This window comes from Kouleothrix sp., from assembly GCF_046328425.1.
In the GTDB taxonomy this organism is placed as follows: domain Bacteria; phylum Chloroflexota; class Chloroflexia; order Chloroflexales; family Roseiflexaceae; genus Kouleothrix.
The window spans coordinates 18369-32549 of the sequence record NZ_JAXLWP010000043.1 but is presented as its reverse complement, the minus strand read 5'-3'; the positions used below and the strand labels follow the sequence as shown (position 1 = coordinate 32549).

The following is a 14181-nucleotide window of genomic DNA, read 5'->3' as shown; positions in this document are numbered from 1 at the left end:
CTATCGCTACGAGCAAGTGCTATGCCCGCATGCCGGCTGCACGCCGCCGCTGTGGTATGATTGCGCGACACGCCAACGAAAGCGAGGCCACCGTGCAGATCACCCGCGTTCGCTGCTACCGGCCGCAGCGCCCCAACCCGACCTTCAACCAGGCCGATATGGTCGTCACCGTCGAGACCGACGCCGGCATCACCGGCGTGGGCGAGGGTGGCTCGCCCGAGATGCTGGCGCAGTGCGCGGCCATGCTGATTGGCGAGGATCCTGGCCGCATCCAGCACCTCTGGCAGCTGATGTACCGCGGCTTCTTCTACCCGCCCGGCCGCGAGAAGCTGCACGCGCTCGGCGCGCTCGACCTGGCGCTGTGGGATATTCAGGGCAAGCGCTTCGGCGCGCCGGTGTACGAGCTGCTCGGCGGCCCGACGCGCGACTACGTCGAGTGCTACTCGACCGGCTACCCCTGGCAGGGCTCGCTGGCCGCTACCGCGCGCGCTTGCGTGGAAGCCGGCTTTCGCGCCTTCCGCACCGCCGTGGCCGACCCGCCCTCCGGCGTCTTCGACGCGCGGCGCATGGTCGAGAAAACCGCCGCGAACTGCCGCGAGGTGCGCCAGGGTGTCGGCCCCGATGGCGACTGGTCGATCGATTTCCACACCCGGCTCGACCTGGCCGACGCGGTGCGGCTGTGCGAGCTGATCGGCGAGCTTGGGCCGCTGTTCGTCGAGGACCCGCTGCGCTCGGAGAACCCGGGCGCGCTGGCGATGCTGCGCCAGCAGACGCGCCTGCCGATCGCCGTCGGCGAGCAGTTCGGCGACCGCTGGGAGATCAACGAGCTGATCGAGCACCACCTGATCGACTACACCCGCGTGACGCTGCCGAATGTCGGCGGCATCACCGAGTGGCAGAAGATCGCCGCGATCTGCGAGACGCACTACCTCGGCATGATCCCGCACTTCACCGGCCCGATCGCGCTCGCCGCGCTGGTGCACGTGCTGTGCGCCCAGCCGGCGCCCGCGCTGATGGAGGTGGTGGGCGCCGGCCCGCAGCCGCCGCCGCACCTGCCGCAGGGCTGCGACTTCCGCGACGGCAAGCTGTGGCCCAGCCGCCGGCCCGGCCTCGGCGTCGAGTTCGACCCGGCCGGCGCCACGCTGGTGGCCGAGGTCGACGCCCACAGCGCGCCCATCCCGCTGCTGCGCCGCCCCGACGGCTCGTACACAAACTGGTGATGGTACTTGTTCATCTTCTGTGTCCATTTTCCGCGCTCCGCGCGGAAAATGGACACGATACGGAGCATAGTACCGCTCTGCCGAAGGCCGAGGGCGCCAACTGCTCAGCGCAACGATTTCATAGAGTGGACAGGGAGAGATGATCATGACAACTGAAACATCGCCGGGGCAGAGTCATAAATACACCAACCGCCTAATCGATGCCACCAGCCCATACTTGGTTCAGCACGCGCACAACCCGGTCGATTGGTACCCTTGGGGCGAGGAAGCGCTGGCAAAAGCCCGCGCCGAAGACAAGCCGATCTTGCTCAGCGTCGGCTACGCGGCCTGCCATTGGTGCCATGTCATGGAGCGCGAGTCATTCGAGGACGAGGCGACCGCCCGGATCATGAACGAGCACTTTGTGAGCGTGAAGGTCGACCGCGAGGAGCGCCCGGATATCGACAATATCTACATGACCGCGGTGCAGGCCATGACCGGCGGCGGCGGCTGGCCGATGACGGTGTTTCTCACGCCCGAGGGCGTGCCGTTCTATGGCGGCACCTACTTCCCGCCCGAGCCGCGCCAGCGCATGCCCTCGTTCTCGCAGGTGCTGCTGGGCATCGCCGACGCCTACGCCAACCGCCGCGACGAGCTGCTGCGCGCCGGAACCGAGCTGCTTGAGCATATGCGCCAGGCCAGCGCCAGCCGCCTGGCCGACGGCCAGCTCAGCCCCGAGCTGCTCGACGACGCCTACGCGACGCTGCACGGCCAGTTCGACCAAACCTACGGCGGCTTTGGGCGCGCGCCCAAGTTCCCCCAGCCCACCACCCTGGAGTTCCTGCTGCGCTACGCCAGGCGCACCGGCGCGCAGCTCGCCTGGGAGATGCTGCACACAACGCTCCGCGCCATGGCCGAGGGCGGCATGTACGACCAGCTCGGCGGCGGCTTCCACCGCTACAGCGTCGACGAGCAGTGGCTGGTGCCGCACTTCGAGAAGATGCTCTACGACAACGCGCTGCTGGCGCGCGTGTACACCGAGATGTTCCAGGCCACCGGCGAGCCGTTCTACCGCCGCATCGCCGAAGCAACGCTCGACTACATCGCGCGCGAGCTGCGACACCCCGACGGCGGCTTCTACTCGACGCAGGACGCCGACTCGCTTGTGCCCGAGCTGGGCCACAAGGAAGAGGGCGCGTTTTTCGTGTGGACGCCCGACGAGCTGCGCGAGGTGCTGGGCGCCGACGCGCTGCTGTTCGGCCAGGTGTTCGGCGTGACGGCGCGCGGCAACTTCGAGGGCAAGAACATCCTGCACGTGCAGCGCCGCCCCGCCGATGTCGCGCGCGTGACCGGCATGCCGCCCGAGCGCGTCGAGGCGCTGATCGCCCGCGCCAGCGGCAAGCTGCTCGAGGCCCGCGCGCGCCGCCCCAGGCCCGACCTCGACGACAAGGTGCTGACGGCCTGGAATGGCATGGCGCTGCGCGCGTTCGCGCTGGCGGCGCGCGCGTTCGGCCGCGACGACTACCGCACCATTGCCGAGCAGAATGGCGAGTTCGTGCTGCGCGCGCTGCGCGACGCCAATGGCCAGCTCTTGCGCGCTTGGAAGGATGGCAGCGCGGGCCACGTGCCCGGCTTTCTGGAAGACCACGCCCTGCTGGCCGATGGCCTGCTGGCGCTGTACGAGGCTACTTTCGAGCCGCGCTGGCTCGGCGAGTGCCGCGCCCTGGCCGAGACCATGCTGGCGCGCTTCTGGGATGACTCGATCGCCGGCTTCTACGACACCGCCGCCGACCACGAGGCGCTGGTGGTGCGCCCGCGCGACACCGGCGACAACGCTACGCCGGCCGGCAACTCGGCCGCCGCCGACGTGCTGCTGCGGCTGGCGATTATCTTCGACCAGCCGCTGTACCGCCAGCGCGCCGAGACGATCCTGGCGAACCTGGCGCCGTTCCTGGCGCGCTACCCCACCGGCTTCGGGCGCTACCTCGCCGCCGCCGAGTTCGCGCTGAGCACGCCCCACGAGATCGCGCTGGTGGGCGAGCCCGCCGCGCCCGACACAGCCGCGCTCTGCCAGGTGATCTTTGGCGCGTTCCGGCCAAACACGGTGGTGCTGCTGGCCCGCCCCGCCGAGCCCGCCCCGGCGGTCGCCTCGCCGCTGCTGGCCGATCGCGCGCAGGTCGGCGGCCGGGCTACCGCCTACGTGTGCCAGAACTACGCCTGCCGCCTGCCAGTGACCGACCCGGCCGCGCTGGCGGCGCAGCTCGACGCGTAGCCGCTACGCCAGCAGCCCGAGCTGGGCGGCGCGCGCGCGCAGCACCTCGGCCAGCGCGGCGGCCGGGGCCGAAAGCGGCAGCGAGGCGCGGCGCACCAGCGCGCTTTCGCGCTGCAGCCCGGCCAGGCCGCGCACGGGGATCTGCGCCAGTCGGCCGGCCTCGACTGCGCCGGCGACCTGCATCCACGAAAAAAAGCCAGCGCCCACGCCGCTCTCCAGCAGCTGCCGGCCGGTCTCCATCGGCACGTCGAGCACCGACGGCGCGCGGCGCGCCAGCCGCTCGATCGCCGGCGGCAGCGCCAGCCACCAGCGCAGCAGCAGCAGCGGCCGCGCGTGCGCCACGATCGCGTCTTCGTCGGCGCGCGCCAGCCCGGCCAGCGGGTGCTGCGCCGCCGCCACCAGCACCACCGGCTCGCGCAGCGCCAGCAGCACCTCCAGGTCGGTGGTGAGCGCGTCGAGGCACGGCCAGGCGAGCAGCGCCATGCCGATCACGCCGTCGAGCAGCAGCTCGACGAGCTGCTCGTGCCGGCCGGCGCGCGCCACAACTTCCACCAGCGGGTGAGCGGCGTGAAACTCCGCCAGCGCCGGCCCCAGGAACGCCCCCGACAGCGACTCGAGCACCCCCAGCGTCACCCGGCCGCGCTGGCCGGCGTGGGCCTCGCGCGCCGCGGCCACGCCCGCGTCGAGCACTTCGAGCGCGCGGCGCGCAAATGGCAAAAAGCTGGCCCCCAGGTCGGTGAGCGCCACGCCCCGGCTGCCGCGCACAAACAGCTGGCCGCCGACTGCCCGCTCCAGCGCCTGTACCCGCGCGCTCACCGTCGGCTGGGCCACGCCCAGCGCCCAGGCGGCCCGGCTAAAGCTGCCCTCGCGCGCGATCCGCTCAAACATCACCAGCTGCTCGGTGTCCATGCCTGCTCCTGGGTATCACAAAAACCGATAGCAGCTATTCGCGCTATCCGCTTGCAGTATAGCGCACAATCGGCTACGCTCAGGGGCGATCGCAAAGCGCGCAAATAGAAAGAGCCGCCCCATGCATGTGCAAGCCACCAACCTCACGGTTACGTGCGTCGACCCGCAGCACCCCGATGCGCTCGCGCTGATCCGGCAGCTTTCGGCCGAGCTGGCGCAAGTGTATGGCGACGACGGCAGCGGCGCGTTTGTGCCGGCCGATGCGCAGGTGCCGCGCGCGGCGTTTGTCGTGGCGCGGCTGGCCGGCCGGCCGGTGGGCTGCGGGGCCATCCGCCCGATGGCCGACACAAACCCGCTCGATACGGCCGAGGTGAAGCGCATGTTTGTGGCGCCCGAAGCGCGCGGCCAGGGCGTGGCGCAGGCCGTGCTGGCCGAGCTTGAGGCGCAGGCGCGCGGCTTTGGCTACGCCCGGCTGATGCTCGAAACCGGCGACCGCCAGCACGCCGCCATCCGGCTGTATCAGCGCGCCGGCTACGCCCGCGTGCCGTGCTACGGCAAGTACGCCGAGCGTGAGTGGAGCCGCTGCTTCGGCAAGGAGCTTGGCCCGGCCGCGCCTCTGGCGATCCGCCCGGCCGCAGCCGCCGACGTGCCGGCCATCCTGGCGATCTACAACGACGCCGTGCTGAACACCACCGCGTCGTACGACGAAGCGCCCAGCACGCTGGCGCAGCGCACCGCCTGGTTCGAGGAGCGCACCGGCCAGGGCTTCCCGGTGCTGGTGGCCGAGGTGGGCGGCACGGTGCTGGGCTTTGGCACGTTCGCGCAGTTTCGCCCGAGGGCGGGCTACCGCTACACCGTCGAGCACTCGGTGTACGTCGACGCGGCCTACCGCGGGCGCGGCTTGGGCCGCGCGCTGATGCTGGCGCTGATCGACGAGGCCCGCGCCCGCGGCATGCACAGCATGCTCGCGGTGATCGACGCCGAGAGCGCAGCCAGCGTACAACTGCACGCCGGCTGCGGCTTTGCCGAGGCTGGGCGGCTGCACCAGGTCGGCTTCAAGTTCGGCCGCTGGCTCGACGTCGTGCTGATGGAGCTGCTGCTCGAGCAGGCGCCGGGCGAGCGCTAGCCGCAGCCCGGCACATCCTCGATGCGCAAGAACACCTGCTGGCCAAGCGAGCGCGCCAGCTCGACCATGCCGTCGGCGCCGGCGGATGGCCCGCCGATGCGCAAACAGGCGTCGCAGCGCGTCGCGACGGCGTGCGCAATCGGGTGGAAGATCTCGGTGAAGACCGCGTCGCCGAGCGCCTGCGAGCCGGCCGTCTCGATCAGCGGCAGCGCGAACCACTCGCCGAGCACGGGAATGTGGCCGGCGCGAAACAGCCGCAGCGCGGCCACGTTCATCGCGTGCACATTCGCCGCGATCTTGGCCGGGTCGTCGCCAGTGCCCGAGCGGTATGGCCCGGCCACCAGGATCATCAGCGGTTTGGTTGCTGTGCTCATAGGAAGCTCCTTTTTTACGCGCGAAACACCAGGCAGTAGCTGTGGTCGTAGCCGTAGTCGTAGCGATCCCAGCCGATCACCACCTCGCCCTCGAAGGTCAGCGCCTGCGCCACCGCGCGGGCAACATCCCAGGCCAGCATGGTCGTGCCGCCTGGCCCCTTCAGGTTCGCAACCTCGATCACGGCGCGCGCCCCCGGCCGCAGCAGCGGCGCCAGGCCCGCGTACACCCGCGCGATGTCGGCCAGGTAGCTGGCGTACGCGTCGGCGCGCCGCTCGCCGCTGATCACATTCTCGGCCTCGTCGTGCGCCATGAACGGCGGCGAGGCCATGCAGAAGTCGATCGGCGGCAGGGCATACTGGCCGAGCGCGCGGGCATCGCCATGAACCAGCCGCTCGGAGTGGGCCAGCCGCGCGCGGGCATAGCGCACCCGCCGTGCGTCGGGCTCAACGCCAAACCCGGCGCGGCCCATGGCCTCGGCAACTACCAGCGTGGTGCCGTAGCCCGCGAATGGGTCGAGCACGGCCTGGCCGGGGCGCGTGAACTGGCGCAGGAATGTGCCTACCAGCTCCTCGGGGTAGCGCAGCTCTTCGCCGGCGAACTCGGGCGGCAGGTGGCCTGGCTGCTGGTTTTTCAGCCGCAGAAATGTGCGCATATGCTTTTTGCCCGGCTAGCTCTGCCGCGCGATCGGCACATAGTATTGCAGATCCGGCAATCCTGCCGGCAGGTCGGTATTCAGCACATACACCGCCGTGTCGCGCTGGCCTTGCCAGAACGCCTCGTTTGCTTGCGTGACTTCGAAGAACTGCAGTGCCGTCGCGCCGCCCGACGAGATCCGCAGCAGCAGCACTCCGCTGCTCTGGCCGTAGGAGTGCACAATCGGCGGGGCATCGCCAAACGGGAACGCCCCCAGGTCGGCGCGCCCCCGGTAGTCTGCGACGACGCTCAGGTTTGCTGGTTCGAGGAAGCGCTTGCCATACCAGATCGCGAACGGCTGGGCCTGAAAAACCTCAACCTTGGCCCGCCGCAGCGGCTGGTTGCTCTTGTCGCGGATCTCGACAACATTGTGGGCCGGGATGTCGTTCAGATACTCGCCGATATTGCAGGGCGCGTTGTAGTTTCCGCATAGGGGCCGCCGCCCGGCGATCCGGTTCAGCGCGTAGGCCGAGTGAGTCCGGTAGCCCGTCCAGTCGCCGCCGCCCATCATATCGTCGACGTATCGGTTGAAGTACAGGTGATCGGCCCATGTGCCGCGCACCGGCAGCGCCGCGCTGCCCTGCACCAGGTTGCCCTGGCCATCCTGCAGCTCAACTACTGCATTATTGATCAGCGCCGCGCTGGCGTGCGCGCGCGCGTGCGTGCCCTCGGCCCCGCGCGCACAGCTGGTGAAGCTGGTGCCGCTCTTGGCCTGGCAGATCACCAGCTCGCCGTCGATCGCCAGGTGCGTGGGGGTAGGGAAATTATCATCGTGCTCGACATCGCGGTCGGTCGGCAGCGTGGTGCTGGCGCTGCCCACCGCCGCCGCAAGATACGCCGCGTTGGCATATACATTGAAGCCATACAGATCCACCAGGTAGCGCGCGTGGCTAAGCTCGTGCATCAGCGAATACTCGATGTTTTGCGCGCTTGGGTTGTCGAAATAGTAGTTCAGCGCGCCGCACGAATGCCCGCTTGGGATGCCTACCTCTTCGGCCGGGAACCCCCACTGCAAGTCGATCGTTTTATCGTCGATTGCCGGGAAGTTGGTGGCGCAGTCGGGCAGCGCGCCGTTTGGCACCACGGTCACTTTGTCGAGCCGCACGCGATCGAGCACTCCCTGCGGCGTCAGCGGCGAAATGGCTGCGGCGAACATGCCGTTCCACACCCTCAGCTGGCGCTGCGCCCAATCGTCCCACGAGACGCTGCCCAGGCCAAGCTGGGCCTGATGGCTGTTGAAGTAGTCGTACACGCCCTGCTCGACCCAAAGGCCTACCGCGAGCGCGCTGGTGCGATCGTCGAGCTGGTTGTTATGCTCGGACACTTCGGCGATCTTGCCGGCCGGATCGAGCCGCAGGCTGAGCGTGTGCGCGCCCGGCTGCCAGCTCCAGCTGAGCGACAGCGTGGCGGTGGCGCCGGGCGCCAGCGAGCCTGGGTACGTGCCGCTCTGCACAAGCTGGTCGTCGAGGTACCAGGCGAATTCGAACGAGCCGATCGCCGTGCCGCCGCGGTTGGCGATATGCCCCTCGAACACGACTGGGTCGCCGGCGGCCGGCTGGTTCTTCGCCGCGTCGTAGTCGTAGCGCGGCGTTCTGCCGATATACGCGGCGTCGAGATCCGGCAGCGCCGCGCTGGCGACCGGATGCGGCGCGATTGCGCCAGCCGCCAGCAGCGCTACGAGCAGTGCGCACCATTTCATCGGCGTTTCCTTCTTCGGCAGAGCGATACGATCCTCAGACGTCCCACCAAGGCGGTTCGGAGGGGCAAAGCCCCTATGGCTCCCGTATTTGCGATAAAGTCTATTGTATGCGCTTTTTCCGCGCTCCGCACGCAACAACCGCGTTGAAGCAGGGCTCGTGCAACGTCTGTCGACCCCTCCCCCTACCCCCTCCCCTGTCAGGGGAAGGGAAAACAATCTTTACCCACATGTTCGTTGTTGCGCGAACGACGGAACAGGCAGTACATGGAGTCAGATCGGCCAGATGTTGAAATCCTCTCCACATCACGGTGACGCCTGGTTCGCCATCATCTTTGCGCCCTTGGAAGCCGCCCAATCGCGCAATCCAGCCGACCGCGTCGTGCAGACCGGGTGTCTTGCCCGGCAGTATCAGCGTCCGATGGATGACAATACAGCGCCTGCCATTCCGCCGTGTCCAACACACGCGCGTACACGACACATCCGGCACGGCGCGCGCCAGCATTGTGCTGAACATCACCCGCCACGCAATCACACTGAACAGCCAGACAGCGCCGCAGCCGATCTGCCGTCTCCAACTGCCGCGTCTCGATCGCGCAGCCACTTTTCAGCGTTTTATGCCAGATCTCAACCCCCAGCGTCGACAATACCACTCCAGCACCGTCAGCGCCTGCGCGGCGCGCTCAACCGCAACGCTGGTCAGCAACAGCCATTGAGCGCCTCCACGCCAGGCGGCGTCTCCTCAATCGCCCAAACCGCTGTCAGGCTCACCGGCGTGAGCTTCTCCTTGGCACACCGCTGAGGTGGCCGCAGTATCACGGTCTGAAACCAAATCGTGACCCTGCCGTGCGCGCCGCTTTGCCATCACGAGCGGGAATATGCACCACGCGTTTGCCCACCTGCGTTCCCAGCGGCAGTGCCTGCCACAGCCGACGAGCCTCGGGGTGCTCAACACATGCCGATCCTGACCAGCACGAATGAGCAGATCAACCCCGGCGTGCCGTTCGGCGACCATCAGGTCGTAGATATCGGCCTCGGCATCAGCGACCAGGACGAACTGTGTGGTCGGACAGGCCTCGCGCGCGGCATTGATTGCCTTCAAGCCCTGCGCCCAGCGATAGCTCTCCTTGTCTTCAAACGGGCGTGTAAGGATCAGGCAGTTCACCGAAGGTCGTCTGGTCGCGTGCCCACACATACCGCCGCAGAATGCCCAGCGGTACCGCCTCAGGAGTGATCGCCAGAGTGGTATGCATCAGCAAGCCGAGGTGCTTTTTGGTATGGATCGGGCCAAGATCGGCAGGCCGATGGTGGCTCCAATCGAGTTCGGAGGTATCCACGGCCAGCACCAGCGGCACACTGCTACAACGGTCGTGAGTGGCAGTACAATGACTGGCGATGGCGTCAGGTTCAATCGCATCGGTGTCAAAGAAGCGATAGGCGGCCTGAGCATGGCGATCTTGGGCAGCCTGGGGCAAGGAGGCGGAGGACGGCGAGCAAAGGTATCGGCCAAGGCGATCAAGCGCTTGGTGCGGCGCGCATCACCCAAGTCAGCGGCAGCGAATTCCTCCTCCGCCCACGAATCCATCAGCGTGACATCAACAACATCCATACTGAGCCTCCGTTCGCGCACCGATCGACAACATCTGCTCCTATCGTACCACCACATCGTAGCCGAGGAAAAATGTGGGTAAAGATTAGTCCCCTGTCAGAGGAGGGGGTAACACATCTGGCGGTGTGGTGCGGTCGCAAGCTGCGACTGCCTCTTCCCTCCCGCGCGCGAGAGGGGGGAAGGGGGTCCTGCCTAAGATACCAGGGCCGACTTTGCACGAGCCCTGCGCATTGAAGGGCTACGGGCGCGATGTATCGCGCACGCACAGGGGTGAATACTGGTATGCGGGCGCCAATAGTACCATTCGCCAATCTCCCTTCTGGCCTATGTAATAGTCGGCGGGGCTGTGCTATAGTCGCGTTGGAACCGAAACATGCACCCCGAGGCTGCTATGACGACGCACATCTCCAACGATGCCTCCGCGCAAGCCCTGATCGACAGCGGCATTGCCGCCGCCCGCGCCGGCCGGCACAGCCACGCCTGCGAGCTGCTGTCGCGAGCGCTAGCGCTTGAGCCGCGCGACGCGCGCGCCTGGCTCTGGCTTTCGGGAGTGGTAGCGAGCGATGCCGAGCGCCGCTATTGCCTCGAGCAGGTGCTGGTGCTCGACGCCGCGAACGCCGCCGCGCGCAACGGCCTGGCGCGCCTGCCGCGTGAGGTCGTGCCGATCCAGCCGCGCGCGCTGTTCGAATCGGAGTGCGCCACGGTGCCGGGGTTCGCGTTCGCAGGCGCTCGCGACGCGGCTGCGGCCACCGGCACCACCATATCGCTGGCGCTGCCGGCCGATGGTTCCGCCAGCCTCCCCGACCCAGCGGTGGCCGTGTACGCCCCGCCGCCAATCGTGGCCGAGCCCGCCACCATTGCTGCGCCCACCAGCCCGCCCGAGATCGTCGAGCTGGTGGTGCGGGCGCTTGGCAGCGGGCGTACCCCCGACGAAGCCTGCCGTATGCTCTGCCGCGACCATGGCTACACCTGGGAAAGCGCCCGCCAGCTGGTCAACCGGATTATCGCGCAGCATAGCCCGCGCATCGCCCGGCGCCAGGCGCCATTGCTGCTGTTTCTTGGCATCGCGACGCTGGCTGGCGGCGTGGGGCTGCTAGCCTTTGGCGTGCTGCGGCTGCGCGCCGGTGTGCCGCACTACTCGCCACTATACTACCGCAATGTGCTGATGTCGCTCGTATCGGGCGTGCTGATGGTGCTCGGCGCGGTGCTTGGCCTGATCCAGGTGCTCGGCTCGCTGCGCAAGTAGCCGCCGCGTCAGGCCTCCGCCTCGGCCTCCATGGCCAGGCCGCCGCTATGGCTGGCGGCCCACAGCCGCGCCACCCCCGCGCCGGCACTACCGCAGACGCTGAAGGCGTGCGGCAGAAACAGCGGGCTACGCGCGCGGTAGCGAAAGCGGCCGAGCGGCAGCCCCTGCGCCACGTACAGGTCGAGCAGCAGTGTGGCGATCAGCGGCCCGTGGATCACCAGGCCTGGGTAGCCCTCGACCGCGCGGCAGTAGTCGGCGTCGTAATGAATGCGGTGGCCGTTGAAGGTGAGGGCCGAGTAGCGAAACAGCGCAATGCTGTCGAGCGCGTAGCGCCGCGTGAAGTCGGCCGCGGCCGGCGCCGGCGGTGCGTCGGCCACCGCAGTGGCGCGCTCCAGCTCGCGGTACACGATCGTCTGCTGCTCCACCAGGCACACCGCGCCCTCGGCGCGCAGCACATGCTCGACGCCGACAAAGCAGAGCGCGCCGCTGCGGCCGTGCTTCTGCTCGATCGTCCGCACCGTCGACACGCGCTCGGCGACAGCGCCGAGCCGCAGCGGCGCGCGAAACTCGAAGCTGCCGCCAGCCCACATGCGCCGCGGCAGCGGCACCGGCGGCATGAACAGCCCCAGCCGTGGGTGGCCCTCGTCGCCCAGATCCGCAGCCCTGGCAATATCGTGGAAGTACAGCCAGTGCCACGCCGGCGGCAGCGCATCGCCGCGCCTGAAATCCGGCGCGCGATCGAGCGTGGCGGCCATGCGGTTGGCCTGCGCCGGGTCGAGGTAGGCCTCGGAGGTACTGGTTTTGCCGATCCAGCTCTGCAGGTCGTTCATCATTCTGTAAACAAAGACTCCTGGCTTTTCATTAGGCTTAAGCGGATTACGGCCGCGTAAACGTCGAGGCCAGCACCGCGTCTGGCCCATCGACCGCCTCGGGCAGCGCTGGCACGCCGCTCAGCGCCAGCCGCGCCGGCTCGCCCAGCCGGTAGACGCCGATCACCACGCGGTACTCGCCCGCCGGCAGGTCGCTCGGCAGCCCGATCGGGATCGGCCCGTCGAACTGCTGGCCGTTCTGCCAGCTGGCGAATAGGCCCTGGTCGAGCGGAATGTCGAGCTGGCCGACTCTGCGGCCGTCGGGCGCGAGCACATGCACGAAGGTGTACGCGCTGCCCGGCTGGCTGGCCTCGATGCCCCACGACGGCGTGATCGTCAGCGTGCCGCCGCTAAACGCCTGGCTGACGCCGCGCAGGCGAATGCCCTCGCCGAACACCGCCCCAACTGGCCGCTCGAACGGGCGCGGCAGCTGGTGTACCGTGGCGTAGGTGATGCCGTGCTTCTCGACCGTCAGGAGCGGCGCGAACTGGCGCACATACGCCTCGGCCTCGGCCGACTCCTTGCGCTGCACGCTGCGTGAGTACAGCACGGCGTAGTTGCCATCCGCGCCAGGCTCGAGGTTGTGCACAGGTATCTCGGCCGGCACGAACGGCTCGAGCGTGAATGGCATCCACGAGAGTACCGGCCCGCGCCCAAGGTCGGGCCGCGACCGCAGCCACGCGCCCACGTCTTCCATGCCCTCGCCCCAGCCCACCAGCATCACGCGCTGCGCCACGGCGCCGCCGCCCAGCAGCGGGTTGTAGTAGCCGATGTAGTAGGGGTGGAACCACCACAGCTGGCCGATCTGCAGCGCGGCCAGCAGCGCCAGCGCCGCGCCGCCTGCCAGCCGCGCGCCGGCCTGGCCGATGAAGCGCCCCAGCAGGCTGGCCGCGCGCACCAGCCCGGCGGCCGCCATGATCTCCAGACTGGGCCAGATCGGCAGCAGGTAGCGGTCGAACTGCTTTGGCTCGATGTCCATCGCCAGGCTGAACAGCAGCACAAACCCCAGCAGCGCGAGCAGCACGCGCCGCTCGCGCGCAGCATCGGGCGTGGGCGCCAGCGCGCGCCGCCGCGCCGCCAGGCGGTACAGCCCGAAGCCCAGCAGCGCCAGCAGGCCCAGCAGCGTCGGCGGCGTCGTGCGCCACAGCACCGTGGCCGGGTAGAACAGCAGCCCGGGCACCGGCACCGCCCGGCCCATGAAAAAGTTGCCGTTCTCGGTGGGCTGGCCGCCATTGCTGACGATCTCGTTGATCACGTCGGCGACGGCCGCGCGCGGGCTGGCCCACATCGCCGGCCAGCCTGCGAACACCACGGCCACCGCAATCGCCAGCCAGGGCAGGTACCAGCCGATCGACCAGCGCAGGCGCTGCCACAGGCCCGGCCGGGGGCTAAGCGCGAACAGCAGCAGCCCAACCGAGGGCAGCAGCAGCAGCGATGGCGCTTTCGTGAGCAGCGCCAGCCCGCCGCACAGCGCCGACGCCAGATACGCCGCGCGCGCCGGCGATCGGCGCGAGACACTGCGCTGATGTTCTTCCTCGCCGCCCCTGGGCCGGCCCACGACCGCCACCAGCATGCACAGCACGCTGAGGGTAGTGAACGAGGTGAGCAGCGCGTCGAGGTGCAGCAGGCGGCTGTGCGCCACAATAAACGGCGAGGTCGCCCATAGCAGCGCGGCCAGCGCGGCCACCCAGGGGCGCACCAGCCGGCGCAGCAGCAGGTAGCCGGCCAGCACCGCCAGGCCATTCACGACGCCGAGCGGCAGGCGCAGCATCGCCAGGTACGCCGCGCCATTGCCGATCCGCCCGCGGTCGGGGATGCCGAGGTTCAGGCTCAGCCAGCGGCCGAGCGAGCCGAGCCACATTGTCGTAACGCCGGGGTGGCCGGTCTGGTCGGTGCGGATCCACTCGTGCGTCAGCAGCGCGGCAGTGAAGCGCCGCACCCGGTCGGGCCAGTGGTAGGCCTCGTCGATCGTGTAGAAATCGGCCAGGCCGAGCGTGCGCGGCAGCAGCGCAGCCAGCGCCAGCCCTGCCACAAACAGCCAGTGGCCGAAGCGCGCCGGCGCCAGGCCGGCTGGCCGTGCCGCGCGCGCGGGTGTCGTGGGTACTTGCAAGGTTATCTCGCTCGCCAAGATTGGGCGCCTGATACGCCAATTGAAGGCGCCGGCGGCCATGATAAAATACGCCCCGC

Annotated in this window: 13 protein-coding genes; 4 read left to right on the top strand and 9 right to left on the bottom strand. The window is 68.9% G+C overall.

Annotation, left to right across the window (positions count from 1 at the left end):
* Positions 1-56: 56 nt before the first annotated feature.
* Complete coding sequence (locus U0177_RS27370) at positions 57-1220, top strand: mandelate racemase/muconate lactonizing enzyme family protein (protein ID WP_409573861.1); 1164 nt, start codon at positions 57-59, stop codon at positions 1218-1220.
* Positions 1221-1365: 145 nt separating this feature from the next.
* Positions 1366-3471: a thioredoxin domain-containing protein gene (locus U0177_RS27365; protein ID WP_409573860.1), complete on the top strand. Its 2106-nt coding sequence runs from the start codon at positions 1366-1368 to the stop codon at positions 3469-3471.
* Between the two features lie 3 nt (positions 3472-3474).
* On the opposite strand, the gene U0177_RS27360 is transcribed toward U0177_RS27365, so the two are convergent.
* Positions 3475-4380, bottom strand: coding sequence for a LysR family transcriptional regulator (locus U0177_RS27360; protein ID WP_409573859.1), 906 nt, complete (start codon positions 4378-4380; stop codon positions 3475-3477).
* Positions 4381-4501: 121 nt separating this feature from the next.
* Between U0177_RS27360 and U0177_RS27355 the strand changes: the two genes are divergently transcribed.
* Entirely contained in the window at positions 4502-5506 is a 1005-nt protein-coding gene (locus U0177_RS27355) for a GNAT family N-acetyltransferase (RefSeq protein ID WP_409573858.1), read from the top strand.
* On the opposite strand, the gene U0177_RS27350 is transcribed toward U0177_RS27355, so the two are convergent.
* The 6 genes from U0177_RS27350 to U0177_RS27325 all read right to left on the bottom strand — a co-directional run bounded on the left by U0177_RS27350 (position 5503) and on the right by U0177_RS27325 (position 9879).
* Positions 5503-5880 carry a DUF4406 domain-containing protein gene (locus tag U0177_RS27350; RefSeq protein WP_409573857.1) on the bottom strand — a complete coding sequence of 126 codons (378 nt, stop codon included), beginning with the start codon at positions 5878-5880 and terminating at the stop codon, positions 5503-5505. The genes U0177_RS27355 and U0177_RS27350 overlap by 4 nt on opposite strands.
* 14 nt (positions 5881-5894) lie before the next feature.
* Positions 5895-6533, bottom strand: a complete 639-nt coding sequence (locus U0177_RS27345; protein ID WP_409573856.1) for a DNA methyltransferase — start codon at positions 6531-6533, stop codon at positions 5895-5897.
* Between the two features lie 15 nt (positions 6534-6548).
* On the bottom strand, positions 6549-8273 hold the full coding sequence (locus U0177_RS27340; RefSeq protein WP_409573855.1) for a CARDB domain-containing protein: 1725 nt from the start codon (positions 8271-8273) through the stop codon (positions 6549-6551).
* Between the two features lie 100 nt (positions 8274-8373).
* Positions 8374-8805: an IS4 family transposase gene (locus U0177_RS27335; RefSeq protein WP_409573854.1), complete on the bottom strand. Its 432-nt coding sequence runs from the start codon at positions 8803-8805 to the stop codon at positions 8374-8376.
* Positions 8806-9012: 207 nt separating this feature from the next.
* A complete protein-coding gene (locus U0177_RS27330) occupies positions 9013-9435 on the bottom strand; it encodes a hypothetical protein (RefSeq protein WP_409573853.1) in 423 nt (140 codons plus the stop codon).
* An 87-nt stretch (positions 9436-9522) separates the two neighbouring features.
* Complete coding sequence (locus U0177_RS27325; protein ID WP_409573852.1) at positions 9523-9879, bottom strand: transposase DNA-binding-containing protein; 357 nt, start codon at positions 9877-9879, stop codon at positions 9523-9525.
* A 391-nt stretch (positions 9880-10270) separates the two neighbouring features.
* Between U0177_RS27325 and U0177_RS27320 the strand changes: the two genes are divergently transcribed.
* Positions 10271-11125: a hypothetical protein gene (locus U0177_RS27320; RefSeq protein WP_409573851.1), complete on the top strand. Its 855-nt coding sequence runs from the start codon at positions 10271-10273 to the stop codon at positions 11123-11125.
* An 8-nt stretch (positions 11126-11133) separates the two neighbouring features.
* On the opposite strand, the gene U0177_RS27315 is transcribed toward U0177_RS27320, so the two are convergent.
* The gene (locus tag U0177_RS27315) at positions 11134-11958 is read right to left on the bottom strand and encodes a MaoC family dehydratase N-terminal domain-containing protein (RefSeq protein ID WP_409573850.1); all 825 of its coding nucleotides are present in this window, start codon (positions 11956-11958) and stop codon (positions 11134-11136) included.
* Positions 11959-12001: 43 nt separating this feature from the next.
* Positions 12002-14104 carry an ArnT family glycosyltransferase gene (locus U0177_RS27310; protein ID WP_409573849.1) on the bottom strand — a complete coding sequence of 701 codons (2103 nt, stop codon included), beginning with the start codon at positions 14102-14104 and terminating at the stop codon, positions 12002-12004.
* Between the last annotated feature and the right edge of the window lie 77 nt (positions 14105-14181).

Coding starts and splice junctions, on each gene's coding strand:
- U0177_RS27370 (WP_409573861.1), top strand. CDS start 57: ATGATTGCGCGACACGCCAACGAAAGCGAGGCCACCGTGCAGATCACC.
- U0177_RS27365 (WP_409573860.1), top strand. CDS start 1,366: ATGACAACTGAAACATCGCCGGGGCAGAGTCATAAATACACCAACCGC.
- U0177_RS27360 (WP_409573859.1), bottom strand. CDS start 4,380: ATGGACACCGAGCAGCTGGTGATGTTTGAGCGGATCGCGCGCGAGGGC.
- U0177_RS27355 (WP_409573858.1), top strand. CDS start 4,502: ATGCATGTGCAAGCCACCAACCTCACGGTTACGTGCGTCGACCCGCAG.
- U0177_RS27350 (WP_409573857.1), bottom strand. CDS start 5,880: ATGAGCACAGCAACCAAACCGCTGATGATCCTGGTGGCCGGGCCATAC.
- U0177_RS27345 (WP_409573856.1), bottom strand. CDS start 6,533: ATGCGCACATTTCTGCGGCTGAAAAACCAGCAGCCAGGCCACCTGCCG.
- U0177_RS27340 (WP_409573855.1), bottom strand. CDS start 8,273: ATGAAATGGTGCGCACTGCTCGTAGCGCTGCTGGCGGCTGGCGCAATC.
- U0177_RS27325 (WP_409573852.1), bottom strand. CDS start 9,879: ATGGATGTTGTTGATGTCACGCTGATGGATTCGTGGGCGGAGGAGGAA.
- U0177_RS27320 (WP_409573851.1), top strand. CDS start 10,271: ATGACGACGCACATCTCCAACGATGCCTCCGCGCAAGCCCTGATCGAC.
- U0177_RS27315 (WP_409573850.1), bottom strand. CDS start 11,958: ATGATGAACGACCTGCAGAGCTGGATCGGCAAAACCAGTACCTCCGAG.